Below are 13,762 nucleotides of genomic sequence, written 5' to 3'. Positions count from 1 at the left end.
GCTACCGAATGACCCGACGTAATGAGAACGTAACCTCTGGGTCCGGCCGCGGGCAAGGAGTGCGCCCCCTTGGGGCGTTCCCTCCCCGCGCACGTCAGCGGACCCGCCCGCACACGCCGGAGCCCGCCCGGGCGGGTCCCCGTGGGGACCGCGCCGAGGACGCACGGTGAGAAGCGGCGTGCGGCCTACGCGGGCGGGCTCGGACTGCGGGCTCGGGTGAGGGGCCGCGGGCTCAGCCGTCGGCGCCGTCCCGCGGGGCCTGCGGGTCGGCGGCGCCCTCCGGGGGCTGCGGGCCGGGGGCGTCGGCCGCCCCGGCGGTCCCACCGTCGCCGCGGGGCGCCTCGGGAACCGCCGCGTCGGTGGCCAGCGCCCGGACCTCCTCGGCCGGGACCGCCTCCCCCGCTCCGTCCGCGCGCCGGTCCTGCTCACGCGCGGCGGTGAAGTCCTTGCCGTAGGCGCCCTTGGCCGGACGGCGGCGGCGCTCGGGGGCCTCGGCCCCGTCGGCCAGGCGGCGCGCGACCACCAGGAAACCGGTGTGCCCGATCATGCGGTGGTCCGGGCGCACCGCCAGGCCCTCCACGTGCCAGGTGCGCAGCATGGTCTCCCACGAACGCGGCTCGTAGAAGCGGGGGTCCTCGCGCAGCTGCTCCACCACGCGCGAGAGCTGGGTGGTGGTGGCGACGTAGCAGCACACCAGCCCGCCCGGGATGAGGGCGTCGGCGACCGCGTCCAGGCACTCCCACGGCGCGAGCATGTCCAGGAAGACGCGGTCGACGTCGGTCTCGTCCAGCTCCTCCACCAGGTCGCCGACGGTGAGCTTCCAGGCCGGGTGCGGACCGCCGTGGAACCTCTCCACGTTCTTGCGGGCGATCTCGGCGAAGTCGGCGCGGCGCTCGTAGGAGTGCACCATGCCGTTCTCACCGACCGCGCGCAGCAGCCAGTTGGACATGGCCCCCGAGCCCGCCCCGGCCTCCACCACGCGCGCGCCGGGGAAGATGTCGGCCTCCACGAGCACCTGGGCGGCGTCCTTGGGGTAGACGATGGTCGCGCCCCGCTTCATCGACAGGGTGTAGTCGATCAGCAGGGGGCGCAGCGCCACGTAGGCCGTGCCGGTGTTGGAGCGCACCACACTGCCCTCGGGCTGTCCGATGAGGTCGTCGTGGTCGACCTTGCCCTTGTGGGAGTGGAAGGCGGCGCCCTCTCGCAGGGTGATGGTGTGCATGCGACCCTTGGGGTCGGTCAACTGCACGGTGTCGCCGTCGGTGAAGGGGCCGCGGCGGCCATGGATACCGGTCAACGTCGCTCTCGTCTTCCCACGTCGCTATTGGTTGGCAGGGCGATCGCCCAGGGTATCGGCCCCCCGGTACCGCGGCGAACGTGCACGGAGCGCCCGCGCGTGCGAAATCCCCGCTCCCAGGGCAGTATTCAGCCTGACGGGCCCCTGACCGCGCCCGACCACCACACGAGGACCACGGGAGAAGACGACCCATGTCACAGCTGACCACGGGGCTGGGAATCGACATCGGCGGCAGCGGGATCAAGGGCGCGCCGGTCGACCTGAGCACCGGCGAGTTCCTCAAGGAGCGGACGAAGGTCCTCACCCCCGACCGCTCCGACCCCGAGGCGGTGGCCGAGATCGTGCACGGGATCGCCGAGCACTTCCCCGAGGCGGCGGGCATGCCCCTGGGCGTGACCTTCCCCGGCGTGGTGCAGGGCGGCGTGGTGCGCACCGCCGCCAACCTGGACAAGAGCTGGATCGACACCGACGCGCGGTCGCTGTTCGCCGAGGCCACCGGCCGCCCGGTGCGCGTGCTCAACGACGCCGACGCCGCCGCCGTGGCCGAGACCCGCTACGGCGCGGCCAGGGACGTGCCGGGGGTGGTGCTGATGACCACCCTGGGCACGGGGATCGGCACCGCCCTGGTGGTGGACGGGCGCCTGGTGCCCAACACCGAGTTCGGACACCTGGAGATCGACGGCCACGACGCCGAGACGCGGGCCTCCTCAGGCGCCAAGGAACGCGAGGAGCTGTCCTACCGCGAGTGGGCGACCGAGCGGCTCCAGCGCTACTACCGGGTCGTGGAGGACCTGCTGTGGCCGGACCTGATCGTGGTCGGCGGCGGGGTCAGCCGCAAGGCGGAGAAGTTCCTGCCGCTGCTGGACATCCGCACACCCGTCGTGGCCGCCTCGCTGCTCAACACGGCCGGGATCGTCGGCGCCGCCCTGGCCGCCGCCGAGTCCGAGGCGGGCTGAGGCGGCCCGGGCGGCCCGGGCGGCCGGACCTAGGAGTGCAGGCGCAACCGTTCCTGAACAGTGTTCAGAAGTGACCCCCGGGGGGTCACTTCGGCACTGCGCCCATCCCGAACGGTGCTGGATGGGCTGGGTCACCGCGTTCCTGCCCCGTCCGGCCACGCGCATCGCGTGCACGCGCCGTGACGGGTGGGCGGTTTCCCTCACGCCCACAACTCCCCGGTGCGGCCTGGGCGGTCCGATGCCCCACACCATCACCCCGGTGGTGTGGGGGCGGTGCCGTCCGACGCCGGACCGGGTGGCCCTGGGCGCGCCGCCCGACCGCGATGCTGGCCGCATCGTGCCGGGAGACCTTCCTGCTGGTGGTCAGGGGTCGCTGCCAGTGCCGGGCACCCCACCGGGAGGTGTACGCCGGATCCACGGCGATGACCGACACCCCCAGGGTGTGGGCCATCGACACCAACCGGGACCGCAACCGAGCAGTGGGAAAACCACTGACCAGCCACCGGAACTTCTTACGCCGTCCGTGCTTTTCCCGGGACTTCTCTGCGGAAAAGTCCAGGTCCTCCACCGCGATGGCCCGCACACCGCATCCGGTGGCCCAGCGCAGCAGCCGGGACAGGGCGTGGCGGACCTGCGCGTCCCTGTGCTGGGAGTTACCGGACAGGTCGAAGGCGAACCGTCGCGGATTCCCGATCGGGTTGCCGTGGGTGTCGAGTCGCCAGGCGGCCAGGTGGTCGGCGTTGGCGTCCACCCCGACCACCCCGACCACCCCGCGGGCCAGTGCCGCCTCCCACGGCACCTGTGGGGCGGGGGTGGGGGTCCAGGACGCGGTTACGTACCACCGTTCCCGATCCGTGTCCAGGTGGATGCGGTAGGCCACCGCCCCGTCGGCCTCGACCCGATCAGCCCACTCGGTGCCCCGGTGGGCGAAGGCCACCCGGCCCGAGAGCACGTACCGACCACGGGGCGCGTTGGCCAGGTCCGCCAACGGGGCGGGCAACCGGATCGAGATCTGCCCCTCGGGGGTGATGCGGATGGTCTCGTTGCCGTGGCGTTTGCCGGACTCACCCTCAGCGGACAGGAAGAAGCGTGCGGCCTCCCACCGGGCCCGCCACTGGGCCTGGGTGAGTCCGGCCTGGTCCAGGTGGTGACGGCTGTGCAGCAGCCGTTTGCCGCCACGCACCACAGGGACCCGCCCCGCCTCCCAGTCCGCCACCTGCGTGGCATGCCGACTTTCCAGGGCGGCCAGGCGTCGGGACTTGGCGTGCCACTCCTGACGTGAGGCGTACCCACCCGGGGCGCCCCGGGCGCCCGGGGTTTTGAGGGGTTGGGAGAGCCGGTGGCGCAGGGTGTCGATGCCCGTTTGGAGGCGGTGGAGGTGGGCGGCCTGGCTGCGGCGGGCCAGCGCCCACTGCTCGTTCGAGGCCCTGGTGATCGTCCCCGCCCACCGCGACGATGAGACAGGGGTCAGCCCCCGTTTGCGGGCCGCCCAGGAGTCCTTGCCGTGGCCGCTTCCGTCTGCACATCGGGCGGCCAGGTCCGTGGAGGCGAGCGAACCCAGATGGGCGCCCACGGCCCGCAGGACCGTCTCGTCCTCAGGGGTGAGGCCCTTGAGCCGATCAGATCCTGCCGGTTTCGTCGCTGTGTTCGAGACGACCGTAGCCAGGACCGGGGGCGCCTGTCCGGAGAATCAGCGAACTCCTCGGACGGAATGTCACCGGCGGGCCGTCCACCGGGGCGGGGACACACACCACACACCGCGTTCCGACAGCAGCACAGGATGACTCCTGTGCCCTCGTGTGCGTTTGAGTGGCTTCCCGACCCAACAGCTAACAACCCCCTGACCGCCTTGTCCACGTCCGCCCTGGGCCCGTGCACGGCCACGCCCACCGGGTCCAGGTCCGCGGCGGCCACCCCGCGCACGGCGGCGCGGTCGTCGTCGTTGCCGGTGGCGAACAGCTGCTCGGTGTACAGCGCGGCGGCCAGGCCCCGGGGGCGGGCGCGCTCCAGCGTGCGGGCCAGGGTGCGCGCGTCGGCCCCGTAGACCAGGACGGGTTCGCGGAATATCGCGAGGTAGGTGTTGCCCGAGGCGTCCTCGTAGGGCTCGCCCATGGAGCCGGGGCGCGCGTGCGCGACGCCGCTGCTGAGGAAGGCAGTGACGTTGAGCTTCTGCCAGCTGGCCGCGGCGGCGGGCCGGAGCCGGTTCGCGGTCTACCGGGCCTTCCGCGCGGTGCGGGGGATGGCGCCCAGCGAGTACCAGCGGCAGCTGCGGCTGCGGCGGGCCCGCGAACTGATCGCGGCGGGGGTGCCTCTGCCGGAGGCCTCGGCGCGCTCGGGGTTCACCGACCAGAGCCACCTGACGCGGTGGTTCGGCCGCTCCTACGGGATCACGCCGAGGGCCTTCCGCGCGGCGGACCGCCCCCGCTCAGCCCTCGCCGACGGACAGGGACAGGGCGACCACGATCCGCCGCGCGGCGGCGGAGGTGTGCGCGACCGGTGAGAGGGGCACGCCCGCCAACGCCGTGGGCAGCCCGTCCTGGAGCGGCCAGCGCATCCACCACCACAGGTCCCCGCGGTGGGGCCGCAGCAGGGCGCGGTGGGGCCGGGCGCGGGGACCGGCGTCCACCGCCCCGCACAACCCGTCCTCACGGGCCTCCACCCCGCGTGAGCGCAACTCGGCGACCAGCCCGCGCAGGGCGAGGTCCGTCAGCTCCACGCGGTTCACCAGCCCGGCCGCACCCGGGTCACACCTCAGGCTCGGACTCCCCGCCGGCGGGGTCTCAACGGTCAACGGGACTCCCCTCCCCTTCCCAGACGCCTCTGGGACCAACGACCCTTGCACTCTGCCGTATCCGGAGGGAAAACCGCCGGTCCTATGCGGATCACGCATACGTACTTCTTTCTTACACATAGCCACCAGCGGCGCCCGGAGTCCCTAACCTAAGCTCATGCCCCAACCAGACGGCGTTCTTCCAGCGGACCTGTGGACACGTCCCCGCATGGCGGGTGCCCTGGCCACCTGCGACATGGCGACGGTCATCGAGGGAGTGCGCGCGGCGCACGGCTGGTCCCAGGGTGACCTCGCCCGCGCGATCGACTACTCCCAGAGCTGGGTCTCGCGCGTGGTCAACGGCCAGCAGTCGCTGACCATCAGCCAGGTACACGACCTCGCCCGACGCCTGGACATCCCGCTGCACCTGCTGCGTTTCGGCGGCACCGCGCCCCAGGCCCGTCCCGCAGAGAAGGGGGTGGACACCACGAGGCGCCGCGACTTCGGACGCGCGGTGGCCGCGGGAGCGCTGCTCACCGCCACCACCGCCACCACCGGTGCGGCTCCGGCCCCGGTGGCGTCGGGCCCGTGCCCCGACACCGTCAACGAGACGACCGCGCACTCCCTGCGCGCCATCACCGGGGGACAGCGCCGCATGGACGCCACCTCCCCCTCCCGCCACCTGCTGCCCAGCGCTGTGGCGCACGTGCATCTGGCCGAGCACATGCGTGGGCAGGCGCACGGGACGCCGTTCCACGGCGAGTTGAGCGCCGCGGCCAGCGAGGCCTCCGGCTTCGCCGCCTGGCTGCACGCCGACCGGGGAGACATGGGATCGGCCAGGGCGCACTACCGCACCGCCGTGACGCGCGCCCGCCAGGCGGACATGCGCCTGCTCGACGTGTACATGCTGGGCTCCCTGGCCGCCTTCGAGACCGACACCGCCGAGGACCACCACCTGGGCCTGGGGCTGGTCCAGGAGGCCGAACGCGTCCTGGGCCCGGCCGCCCACCCCACCGCGCGCGCCTGGCTGGCCTGCGTGGGAGCGCTCGCGCACGCCGGGACCGGGGACGGCGCGGCGGCCGCCAGCGCCCTGGGCCGGGCGGAGCGGGAGGTGGCCCGCTCCGCCAACACCGACCCGCCCTGGCCGTGGGTGTTCGCCTTCGACGAGGCCAAGGTCGCCGGCTACCGCGCCCGGGTGGGCGTGCGGCTGCGCCAGCCGCACGACGCCCGGCGGGCCTTCTCCGAGGCCTTCGCGCCCCACGGGGGCAACCCCAAGCAGTCCGCGGTCCTCCAGGTGGAACTGGCCGCGGCGCACGCCGAGGCGGGGGACGTGGACGAGGCCTTCCGCCTGGTCGACGAGGCGCTGGACACGGGCGTGCGCTACGAGTCCGAGCGGATCATCAGCCGGGTCCGGGCCTTTCGCCGCCGCTACTCGGGAACGCGGGCGCGCTGCGCGGCCGCCCTGGACGACCGGCTCCTGTCCCTGGTGAGGGGCGCCGTCGCACAGGGGTAGGAAGACCGCGAAGCGACCATCAGGGAGGTCCCGTGATCCACATCGCGGTCACCGGTCACCGCGGCCTGGCCCCGGACGTGCGACGCACCGTCACCGCGCTGCTCACCGCCCACCTGGAGCCCTACGGCTGCGAGATGGTGGGCCTGTCCTGCCTGGCCGACGGCGCCGACGCCGTCTTCGCCGAGACGGTCGTCGCCGCCGGAGCCCCGCTGGAGGCGGTCATCCCCGCCTCCGGCTACCGCGAGGCGCTGCCCGAGGAGCACCACCCCGTCTACGACCGCCTCCTGCGACGGGCCGTCCTCGTGCACACGCTGCCCCACACCGAGTCCACGCCCGAGGCGCACCTGGAGGCCGGAAGACTGCTCGTGCGTCGCTGCGACCAGCTCGTGGCCGTCTGGGACGGCCGGCCGGCGCGCGGCCCCGGCGGCACCGCCGACGTGGTGGCCTACGCACGCTCGCTCTTTCGACCGGTCTCGGTGCTGTGGCCCGAGGGCGCCCGCCGCTGACCCGGTTCAGCGACCGCCCGAGACCACCGCGTTGACGTCCGCGGCCCTGAGCACCCCGCGCACCCCGCCGGCCTCGTCCACCACCAGGTACTCCGGCAGCGGGTGCCCCGTCAGCTCCCGCAACAACTCCTCACCCTCCAACCCCACCGGCACCAGAGAATGCTCGGTCACCGCCCGGGACACGCTCGACACCGGCACCCACGCCCGGCGCTCCGGCTCGATCGCCCCGGCCGCCGCCGGGTGCACCACCGCCGTGGGAGCGCCCCGGGCGTCGGTCACCACGACCTCCACCGCCTCCGCCTCCCGCGCCCGGCGCTCGGCCTCGGCCAGCGGCGTGTCGGCCGGCACCGTCACCGAGGACCGGGCCAGGTCCCGGGCCCGCAGACGCGGGATGCGCTCACGCACCCGGGCGGAGCGCAGCGCGTCGGAGGCGCCCATCCACATGAAACCGCCCAGGACGAAGCCCCACACCACGCTCCACGGGCTGAGCCGTCCGCCCGCCCACCACGTGATCAGGAACGGCAGCGCCACCACCAGCAGCGCCAGCACCCGACCGCCCCAGGCCGCGGCCACGCTCCCCGCGAAGGGACGACCCGTCGCCTTCCACACCCCGGCGCGCAGCAGCCGCCCGCCGTCCAGCGGAAGCCCCGGCAGCAGGTTGAACGCGCCGACCAGCAGGTTGGCGATCCACAGCTGGAACAGCAGCTCACCCACCACCGTGCGCGGCTCGGTGAACAGGTACAGACCGAACCCGCCCGCCGCCAGCAGCAGGGAGAACAGCGGACCGGCGAACGCGATCCAGAACTCACGCCCCGGCGTGGGCGCCTCGCGCTCGATCTCGGAGACCCCGCCCAGCACGTACAGCACGATGCGCCGGACCGGCAGGCCGTACATGCGCGCGACCACCGCGTGCGCCAGCTCGTGCACCAGCACCGACGCGTAGAGCAGCACGGCGAAGACGAAGGCCAGCAGGTAGGCGCCCGGCCCCAGCGCCAGGCGCCCCTGGACCACGCCGCCGTAGACCAGGGTGATCAGCGCCGCGACGATCAGCCACGAGGAGGTCACGTACACGGGGATGCCGAAGGGGCGGCCGATCAGTAACCCCGGTCTGGCGGAACGGTCGCGGGGTCTGGGCGCGGATGGGTCACTACCGGTCGTCACACCCCCAGCCTACGGCCCGCCCGCCCCGGCCCCGCGGCGCCCACGACCGCGCTCCGCACCGCCCGCCCGTCCACAGGCCGCCCTCTCCCCTCGCGGCCTGTCGCGGCCTTCTCATAGGCTCGATCCATGACCACCGCGCTCCTCCCGTCCGCCCTCTCCCCCTCCCGGGCCTCCGACTTCCTCCAGTGCCCGCTGCTGTTCCGCTTCCGCACCATCGACCGCCTCCCCGAGGCGCCCAGCGCGGCGGCCCTGCGCGGCACCCTCGTCCACGCCTGCCTGGAGCGCCTGTACGAGCTGCCCGCCGAGTCGCGCAGCCCGCGCAACGCCGTCGGCCTCGTCGAGCCCCAGTGGAAGAAGCTGCGCGAGAAGAAGCCCGAGCTGGACGAGCTGTTCGCCGACGACGCCGAGCGCGACACATGGCTGGAGTCCGCCCGCGACCTGGTCCGCCGCTACTTCGACCTGGAGAACCCCACCGCCCTGGAGCCCCGCGACCGCGAGATGCGCCTGGACGTGTCCCTGCCCACCGGCCTGCGGCTGCGCGGCTACGTGGACCGCATCGACGTCACCCCCTCCGGCCAGATCCGGATCGTGGACTACAAGACCGGCAAGTCCCCCGCGCCCCGCTTCGAGGACAAGGCCCGGTTCCAGATCTTCTTCTACGCGGTCATGATCTGGCGCGACCTCGGCGTCGTCCCCACCCGCCTCCAACTCGTCTACCTGGGCGGCGACGGAGCGGTGCGCTGGTACGACCCCACCGAGGACGAACTCCGGGCCGCGGAGACCGAGATCGCCGACATCTGGGCGCGGATCGAGGCCGCCGGACGCGCCGGGGTGTGGGAGCCCCGCAGGAGCAAGCTCTGCGGCTGGTGCGAACACCAGGCGCTGTGCCCGGAGTTCGGCGGCACCCCGCCGCCCCTGCCCGCGCCGACGGACCGCCCGCGCGGATGACCCCGCCCCCGCTCCGACCGAGCGCGTGACCCGGCCGGGCGCCCGAGGACGCGGGGCCCGGCCCCCGCACCGGGAGCGGCCCGCCCCACCCGCACCGCTGCGCCCCCGGGCTCGGGCCCGCCCGCAGCCCGGGATACGGCACAATTCCCCCTGTGCCCGTCTCAGTACTACTGGTCGACGACCAGCCCCTCGTCCGCGCCGGTTTCCGCATGATCCTGGAGTCCGCCCCGCACCTGTCCGTCGTGGGCGAGGCCTCCGACGGCCGCGAGGCGGTCCGCGAGACCCGCAGCCTGCTGCCCGACGTCGTCCTCATGGACGTGCGCATGCCCGGCATGGACGGGATCGAGGCCACCCGTCAGATCGTGTCGTGGGCGCGGCCCCTGGGCCACCGGGTGCGGGTCCTGGCGCTGACCACCTTCGACCTGGACGAGTACGCCGTCGAGGTGCTGCGCGCGGGCGCCTCCGGGTTCCTGCTCAAGGACGCGCCGCCCGCCGAACTCGTCTCGGCCGTCGAGGTGGTCGCGGACGGGGCGGCGGCCGTCTCCCCCACCGTGCTCAACCGCCTGCTCGACCGCTTCGCCCCGCTCCTGCCCTCCGCCTCCCCCGGCGCCGAACCCGCCGAGGACACCCTGACCGCCCGCGAACACGAGGTCCTGCGCCTGCTCGCGCGCGGGTGGTCCAACGCCGAGATCGCCGCCCACCTGGTCCTGGGCGAGACCACCGTCAAGTCCCACGTCGGCAGCATCCTCACCAAGCTGGAACTGCGCGACCGGGTCCAGGCCGTGGTCTACGCCTACGAGCACGGCCTGGTCCGCCCCGGCGAGCGCGACGACGGCCCCGGCCCCGGCTGACACCGCCGACCCGCGTTCCGGGAGGACCTGGCCACCAGGTGCCGCACCCCCTGCCCCCGGCACGCGCACCGGGCCACCAGGTTCACCGGCCTGCGCCGACACACCGCCCCGGCGCGCCAGGCCCCGCCCCGCCGGGGCTGCGGCCCGATCCAGTCCCGGCCCCGACCCCCCGCGCGCGGGCCCCGGGCGCGGCGCCGGGAACCCCGGCGCGTCGCTGTGGACGGGCCCCCGGCCTTGACAGGATGATCCGGTGATCGAACTCACCGGCCACCAACCCCGTTCCGGGCGAACCCCGCCCCCGGGGGCCGCGTCCCCTCATGGGTTGTCCACAGCACGCCGGTCACCACGGGTACAGGCGGGGAGGAGACGGAGACAGGAATGCCAAGCAAGCGGGAGCGGCCCGTGCCCCCGAGCGAGGACCGCCTGCTCAGCAGGATGCGGGACTGGCGGGAGGCGCACGAGCGGGAGCTGACCCCGGACGGCTTCGACGAGACCGAGGACGTCAACCTCCCCGACGCCCGCGCCATCGACCTGGTGCTGCGGGTGGGCGAGCTGATGCTCGCCAGCGGAGAGGGCACGGAGGCCGTCAGCGAGGCGATGCTCAGCCTCTCGGTCGCCTTCGACCTGCCCCGCTCGGAGGTCTCGGTCACCTTCACCACCATCACCCTGTCCACCCACCCCGGGGGCGAACACCCCCCGATCACCGGCGAACGGGTGGTGCGCCGCCGCACCCTGGACTACTTCCGCGTCAACGAACTGCACACCCTGGTGCAGCAGTGCGCGCTCGGCCTGCTGGAACTGGAGGACGCCACCGCCCGCCTGACCCAGATCAGGCGCGCCCGCATGCCCTACCCCAACTGGCTCATCGCGGTCGGGTTCGGCCTCATCGCCTCCAGCGCGAGCCTCATGGTGGGCGGCGGCCTGATCGTGGCGACCGCGGCCTTCCTGGCCACCGTCATGGGCGACCGCACGTCGGTGTTCCTGGCCAAGCGGGGCGTCGCGGAGTTCTACCAGATGGCGGGCGCGGCGGTGGTGGCCGCCACGATCGGCGTGGCGCTGCTGTGGGCCAGCACCACGCTGGACCTCGGCCTCCAGGCCGGGGCGATCATCACCGGCAACATCATGGCCCTGCTGCCCGGACGCCCGCTGGTCTCCAGCCTCCAGGACGGCATCAGCGGCACCTACGTCTCGGCGGCGGCACGCCTGCTGGAGACCTTCTTCATCCTGGGCGCGATCGTGTCCGGCGTGGGCGCGGTCGCCTACACCGCCCAGCGCCTGGGCGTGAGCATCAACCTGGAGGACCTCCCCTCCGCGGGAACCTCGATGGAGGTCCCCGTGCTGATCGGCGCGGCGGGGATCGCGGTGGCCTTCGCCATCTCGCTCGCCGTACCGCCCCGGATGCTGCCGATGATCGGCGCGCTCGGCGTGATGATCTGGGTGATCTACGCGAGCATGCGCGACCTGCTGCACGTGCCCGCGGTGGTGGGCACGGTCGCGGGCGCGGTCGCGGTGGGCGTGGTGGGCCACTGGCTGGCGCGGCGCACCCGCAGACCGGTGCTGCCCTACCTGGTCCCGTCGATCGCCCCGCTGCTGCCCGGCAGCATCCTGTACCGGGGCCTGATCGAGATCACGCAGGGCGACCCCTCAGCCGGGCTGCTCAGCCTCGCGGAGGCGGTCACGGTGGGCCTGGCGCTGGGCGCGGGGGTCAACCTCGGCGGCGAGCTGGTCAGGGCCTTCCAGCACGGCGGGCTGGCCGGCGCGGGGATGCGCAGCCGCCCGGCGGCGCGCCGGACACGCGGCGGGTACTGAGTTCCTCGTATCCGGGGCCGGACAGGGCAGAACCATTGCTGGCCTGGGGGTGTCTCACTCCCCGAGAGCGGACGACAGCGGCGGGGAGAACACATCCGTGTTAAACCGCGACGAGCATGTGATGTGAACCACTACTCTTGGCGTCAGCTCAACGACGAGCACCTCTGGACCGAAAGGCCTGTCCCATGTGCAGCCACGAACCTGCCTGCCCGTCCTTCGAGGACACCGACCGCGAAGCGGCCCGGGTCGTCTCCAGCCACCCCGAACAGGGCTGGAGCCTGCTCTGCAACGGTGTCGTCCTCTTCGACGACACCGGTGAGCTGCTTCCCGACGGGGCGGTCGTCGCCCCGCACCGGCCCCGCGTCGCCGCCTGACGCCCGACCGCACCGACACACCCCGGCCGCGAGGCCGACGTACCCCGCCCGGCAAGCACCCCCGGGCGGCGACGTGCCCCCTGACGGCCCCCGGTGACCGCGCGAGCGCCGGGGCCCGTCCCAGGCCCTCACTCCCGGACCGGGTCGGGCCACCCCTCCGGCAGCACGTCCCGGCCGCCCATCGCCTCACTCAGCCGACGCCGGAAGTCGGCGTGCACACCGGGCCCCCACACCAGTCCGCTCGGCGTGCGCAGCGCCTGCTCCATGGCGGCCCGCAGCGCCGCCGGGCGCGCCTCCCCCTCGGCCACAGGCAGCGCCAGCAGGGCGTGCATCTGGGTGACCACGGCGAACAGCTCCCCCGCCAGCGCGGGCGCGCTCGCGGTCGCCGCTGCCTCCTCCAGGTAGGGGTCCCACCACGCCTCCCCGGCCCCGCCGTCCCCGTCCTCCTCGGGCGCGGCGAAGCCCCTGCGCAGTCTCTGACGCACCTGCCCCGCGGCGTCCTGGTCCCGGTCCCCCAGGCCCAGCCGCCAGACCCGCTCGGCCGCGCCGGGGTCCCCGCGCAGGGCCAACAGCCCCGCCAGGAGTTCCACGGCCGCGGCGAAGGTGCCCGGCGCGGCCCCCGGCCCCTCGGCGTCCTCGGAGACCGCGTCCGGGTCCGGGTCCACGACGGCGCCGACGTCGGCGATGGCGTGCTCCAGGTGGGCGGCGGCGCGCAGCAGGCGCAGACCGGGATCGTCCGCGACCGACAGGCCGCGTTCGACCGCGGCCGCGGCGGCGCCCGGCAGCCCCCGGCCCAGCAGGCGTTCGGCCAGGTCCCGGGAGGCGTCCACGACGGTGGCGGCGTGCAGGCGGCCGAGCGAACCGGGATCGGGCGGCAGGGCCAGCGCCGCCTCCCAGTGCTCCTCGGCCCCGCCGGTGTCGCCGCGCCCCTCGGCGGAGCGGGCCAGCCCGTAGTGCGCCACCGCCGTGTAGTCGGACCCGCCCAGGTCGAGCAGGCGGCGCCAGACGCGGTCGGCCTCGGCGTGGTCGCCGTCCTGTTCGAGGGAGAGCGCCAGGTGGTAGGCGGCGCGCGGGGCGTAGCGCGGGTCGCCGGTGGCCAGGGCTCGGCGGGCGGCCTCACGGGCGGCGGCCAGGTCGCCCCGCTGGTCCTCGACCACGGCCAGGCCGAGCAGGGCGCGGGCCTGCACCCGCGGGTGGGGGTTGGCGGCCACCGCCTGGTGGTAGAGCCTGGCCGCGCGTTTGAGGTGGCCGCTCTCGGCGAGGTCCCGGGCCTGGTCGCACAGTTCGGCGGCGCCCTGCCCGGTCGGCGCCTCCGCCTCGTCCGTGTCCCGGGGATCGGTGGCCGGGGGCGGGTCGGCGGGGCCAGAGCGCGCGGAAGGTCCGGACGTCGTGGTCATGGTCTCCGCTTTCCATGGGGGTGGCGGGGTGGCGGTCCGCGTGGTGGGAACGCGGTCCGTGTCGCCGCAACTCTAACGCCTGCGGCGTCCGGGGACCGGGGGCCCGCGCCGCGGCCGTGGGCACCGCCCCGTTCCCCGCCCCTCCCCTGACGGGCATGGAGAACAAAACGGACTTTTACG

The 13,762-nt window shown here is 74.3% G+C and carries 13 protein-coding genes and 1 pseudogene; 8 read left to right on the top strand and 6 right to left on the bottom strand.

The features are described 5' to 3' along the window. Nucleotides 1-232: 232 nt before the first annotated feature. Nucleotides 233-1,297 (bottom strand): tRNA (adenine-N1)-methyltransferase, encoded by a 1,065-nt coding sequence (locus PV789_RS11825; RefSeq protein ID WP_274977456.1) that lies wholly within the window; start codon nucleotides 1,295-1,297, stop codon nucleotides 233-235. Nucleotides 1,298-1,488: 191 nt separating this feature from the next. On the opposite strand from PV789_RS11825, the gene ppgK reads away from it, so the two are divergent. Continuing rightward, entirely contained in the window at nucleotides 1,489-2,253 is a 765-nt protein-coding gene (gene ppgK / locus PV789_RS11820; RefSeq protein WP_274977455.1) for a polyphosphate--glucose phosphotransferase, read from the top strand. A gap of 85 nt (nucleotides 2,254-2,338) precedes the next feature. Here the strand turns inward: ppgK and PV789_RS11815 are convergent, their stop codons facing one another. Then, nucleotides 2,339-3,826 carry a transposase gene (locus tag PV789_RS11815; RefSeq protein WP_274977454.1) on the bottom strand — a complete coding sequence of 496 codons (1,488 nt, stop codon included), beginning with the start codon at nucleotides 3,824-3,826 and terminating at the stop codon, nucleotides 2,339-2,341. After that, a pseudogene (locus tag PV789_RS11810) lies at nucleotides 3,721-4,374 on the bottom strand (DUF2000 family protein); the annotation flags it as partial. The pseudogene PV789_RS11810 and the gene PV789_RS11815, both read right to left, overlap by 106 nt. 34 nt (nucleotides 4,375-4,408) lie before the next feature. Between PV789_RS11810 and PV789_RS11805 the strand changes: the two are divergent. Continuing rightward, the gene (locus PV789_RS11805; protein WP_274977453.1) at nucleotides 4,409-4,753 is read left to right on the top strand and encodes a helix-turn-helix domain-containing protein; all 345 of its coding nucleotides are present in this window, start codon (nucleotides 4,409-4,411) and stop codon (nucleotides 4,751-4,753) included. On the opposite strand, the gene PV789_RS11800 is transcribed toward PV789_RS11805, so the two are convergent. After that, nucleotides 4,679-5,044 (bottom strand): hypothetical protein, encoded by a 366-nt coding sequence (locus PV789_RS11800; RefSeq protein WP_368045824.1) that lies wholly within the window; start codon nucleotides 5,042-5,044, stop codon nucleotides 4,679-4,681. The genes PV789_RS11805 and PV789_RS11800 overlap by 75 nt on opposite strands. A gap of 208 nt (nucleotides 5,045-5,252) precedes the next feature. On the opposite strand from PV789_RS11800, the gene PV789_RS11795 reads away from it, so the two are divergent. Then, complete coding sequence (locus tag PV789_RS11795) at nucleotides 5,253-6,536, top strand: helix-turn-helix domain-containing protein (protein WP_274978120.1); 1,284 nt, start codon at nucleotides 5,253-5,255, stop codon at nucleotides 6,534-6,536. Between the two features lie 32 nt (nucleotides 6,537-6,568). Continuing rightward, complete coding sequence (locus PV789_RS11790; protein ID WP_274977451.1) at nucleotides 6,569-7,042, top strand: hypothetical protein; 474 nt, start codon at nucleotides 6,569-6,571, stop codon at nucleotides 7,040-7,042. A 6-nt stretch (nucleotides 7,043-7,048) separates the two neighbouring features. Here the strand turns inward: PV789_RS11790 and PV789_RS11785 are convergent, their stop codons facing one another. Continuing rightward, nucleotides 7,049-8,113 carry a site-2 protease family protein gene (locus PV789_RS11785; protein ID WP_274978119.1) on the bottom strand — a complete coding sequence of 355 codons (1,065 nt, stop codon included), beginning with the start codon at nucleotides 8,111-8,113 and terminating at the stop codon, nucleotides 7,049-7,051. 216 nt (nucleotides 8,114-8,329) lie between these two features. Between PV789_RS11785 and PV789_RS11780 the strand changes: the two genes are divergently transcribed. The 4 genes from PV789_RS11780 to PV789_RS11765 all read left to right on the top strand — a co-directional run bounded on the left by PV789_RS11780 (nucleotide 8,330) and on the right by PV789_RS11765 (nucleotide 12,185). Continuing rightward, on the top strand, nucleotides 8,330-9,151 hold the full coding sequence (locus tag PV789_RS11780) for a RecB family exonuclease (RefSeq protein WP_274977450.1): 822 nt from the start codon (nucleotides 8,330-8,332) through the stop codon (nucleotides 9,149-9,151). Between the two features lie 152 nt (nucleotides 9,152-9,303). Then, complete coding sequence (locus tag PV789_RS11775; protein ID WP_274977449.1) at nucleotides 9,304-10,002, top strand: response regulator; 699 nt, start codon at nucleotides 9,304-9,306, stop codon at nucleotides 10,000-10,002. Nucleotides 10,003-10,380: 378 nt separating this feature from the next. After that, the gene (locus PV789_RS11770; RefSeq protein ID WP_274977448.1) at nucleotides 10,381-11,811 is read left to right on the top strand and encodes a threonine/serine exporter family protein; all 1,431 of its coding nucleotides are present in this window, start codon (nucleotides 10,381-10,383) and stop codon (nucleotides 11,809-11,811) included. Nucleotides 11,812-11,996: 185 nt separating this feature from the next. Continuing rightward, complete coding sequence (locus tag PV789_RS11765; protein WP_013152513.1) at nucleotides 11,997-12,185, top strand: DUF5999 family protein; 189 nt, start codon at nucleotides 11,997-11,999, stop codon at nucleotides 12,183-12,185. A gap of 128 nt (nucleotides 12,186-12,313) precedes the next feature. On the opposite strand, the gene PV789_RS11760 is transcribed toward PV789_RS11765, so the two are convergent. Further along, nucleotides 12,314-13,582 (bottom strand): tetratricopeptide repeat protein, encoded by a 1,269-nt coding sequence (locus tag PV789_RS11760; protein ID WP_274977447.1) that lies wholly within the window; start codon nucleotides 13,580-13,582, stop codon nucleotides 12,314-12,316. Nucleotides 13,583-13,762: the final 180 nt, after the last annotated feature.

This window comes from Nocardiopsis camelliae (genome assembly GCF_028993595.1).
In the GTDB taxonomy this organism is placed as follows: Bacteria; Actinomycetota; Actinomycetes; order Streptosporangiales; family Streptosporangiaceae; genus Nocardiopsis; species Nocardiopsis dassonvillei.
The sequence above is the reverse complement of the archived record's forward strand: the minus strand, read 5'-3'. Positions and strand labels throughout refer to the sequence as shown.

Bases quoted from the DNA above. Each gene is read 5' to 3' on its own strand.
- ppgK (WP_274977455.1), top strand. From the start codon at position 1,489: ATGTCACAGCTGACCACGGGGCTGGGAATCGACATCGGCGGCAGCGGG.
- PV789_RS11795 (WP_274978120.1), top strand. From the start codon at position 5,253: ATGGCGGGTGCCCTGGCCACCTGCGACATGGCGACGGTCATCGAGGGA.
- PV789_RS11780 (WP_274977450.1), top strand. From the start codon at position 8,330: ATGACCACCGCGCTCCTCCCGTCCGCCCTCTCCCCCTCCCGGGCCTCC.
- PV789_RS11770 (WP_274977448.1), top strand. From the start codon at position 10,381: ATGCCAAGCAAGCGGGAGCGGCCCGTGCCCCCGAGCGAGGACCGCCTG.
- PV789_RS11765 (WP_013152513.1), top strand. From the start codon at position 11,997: ATGTGCAGCCACGAACCTGCCTGCCCGTCCTTCGAGGACACCGACCGC.
- PV789_RS11760 (WP_274977447.1), bottom strand. From the start codon at position 13,582: ATGACCACGACGTCCGGACCTTCCGCGCGCTCTGGCCCCGCCGACCCG.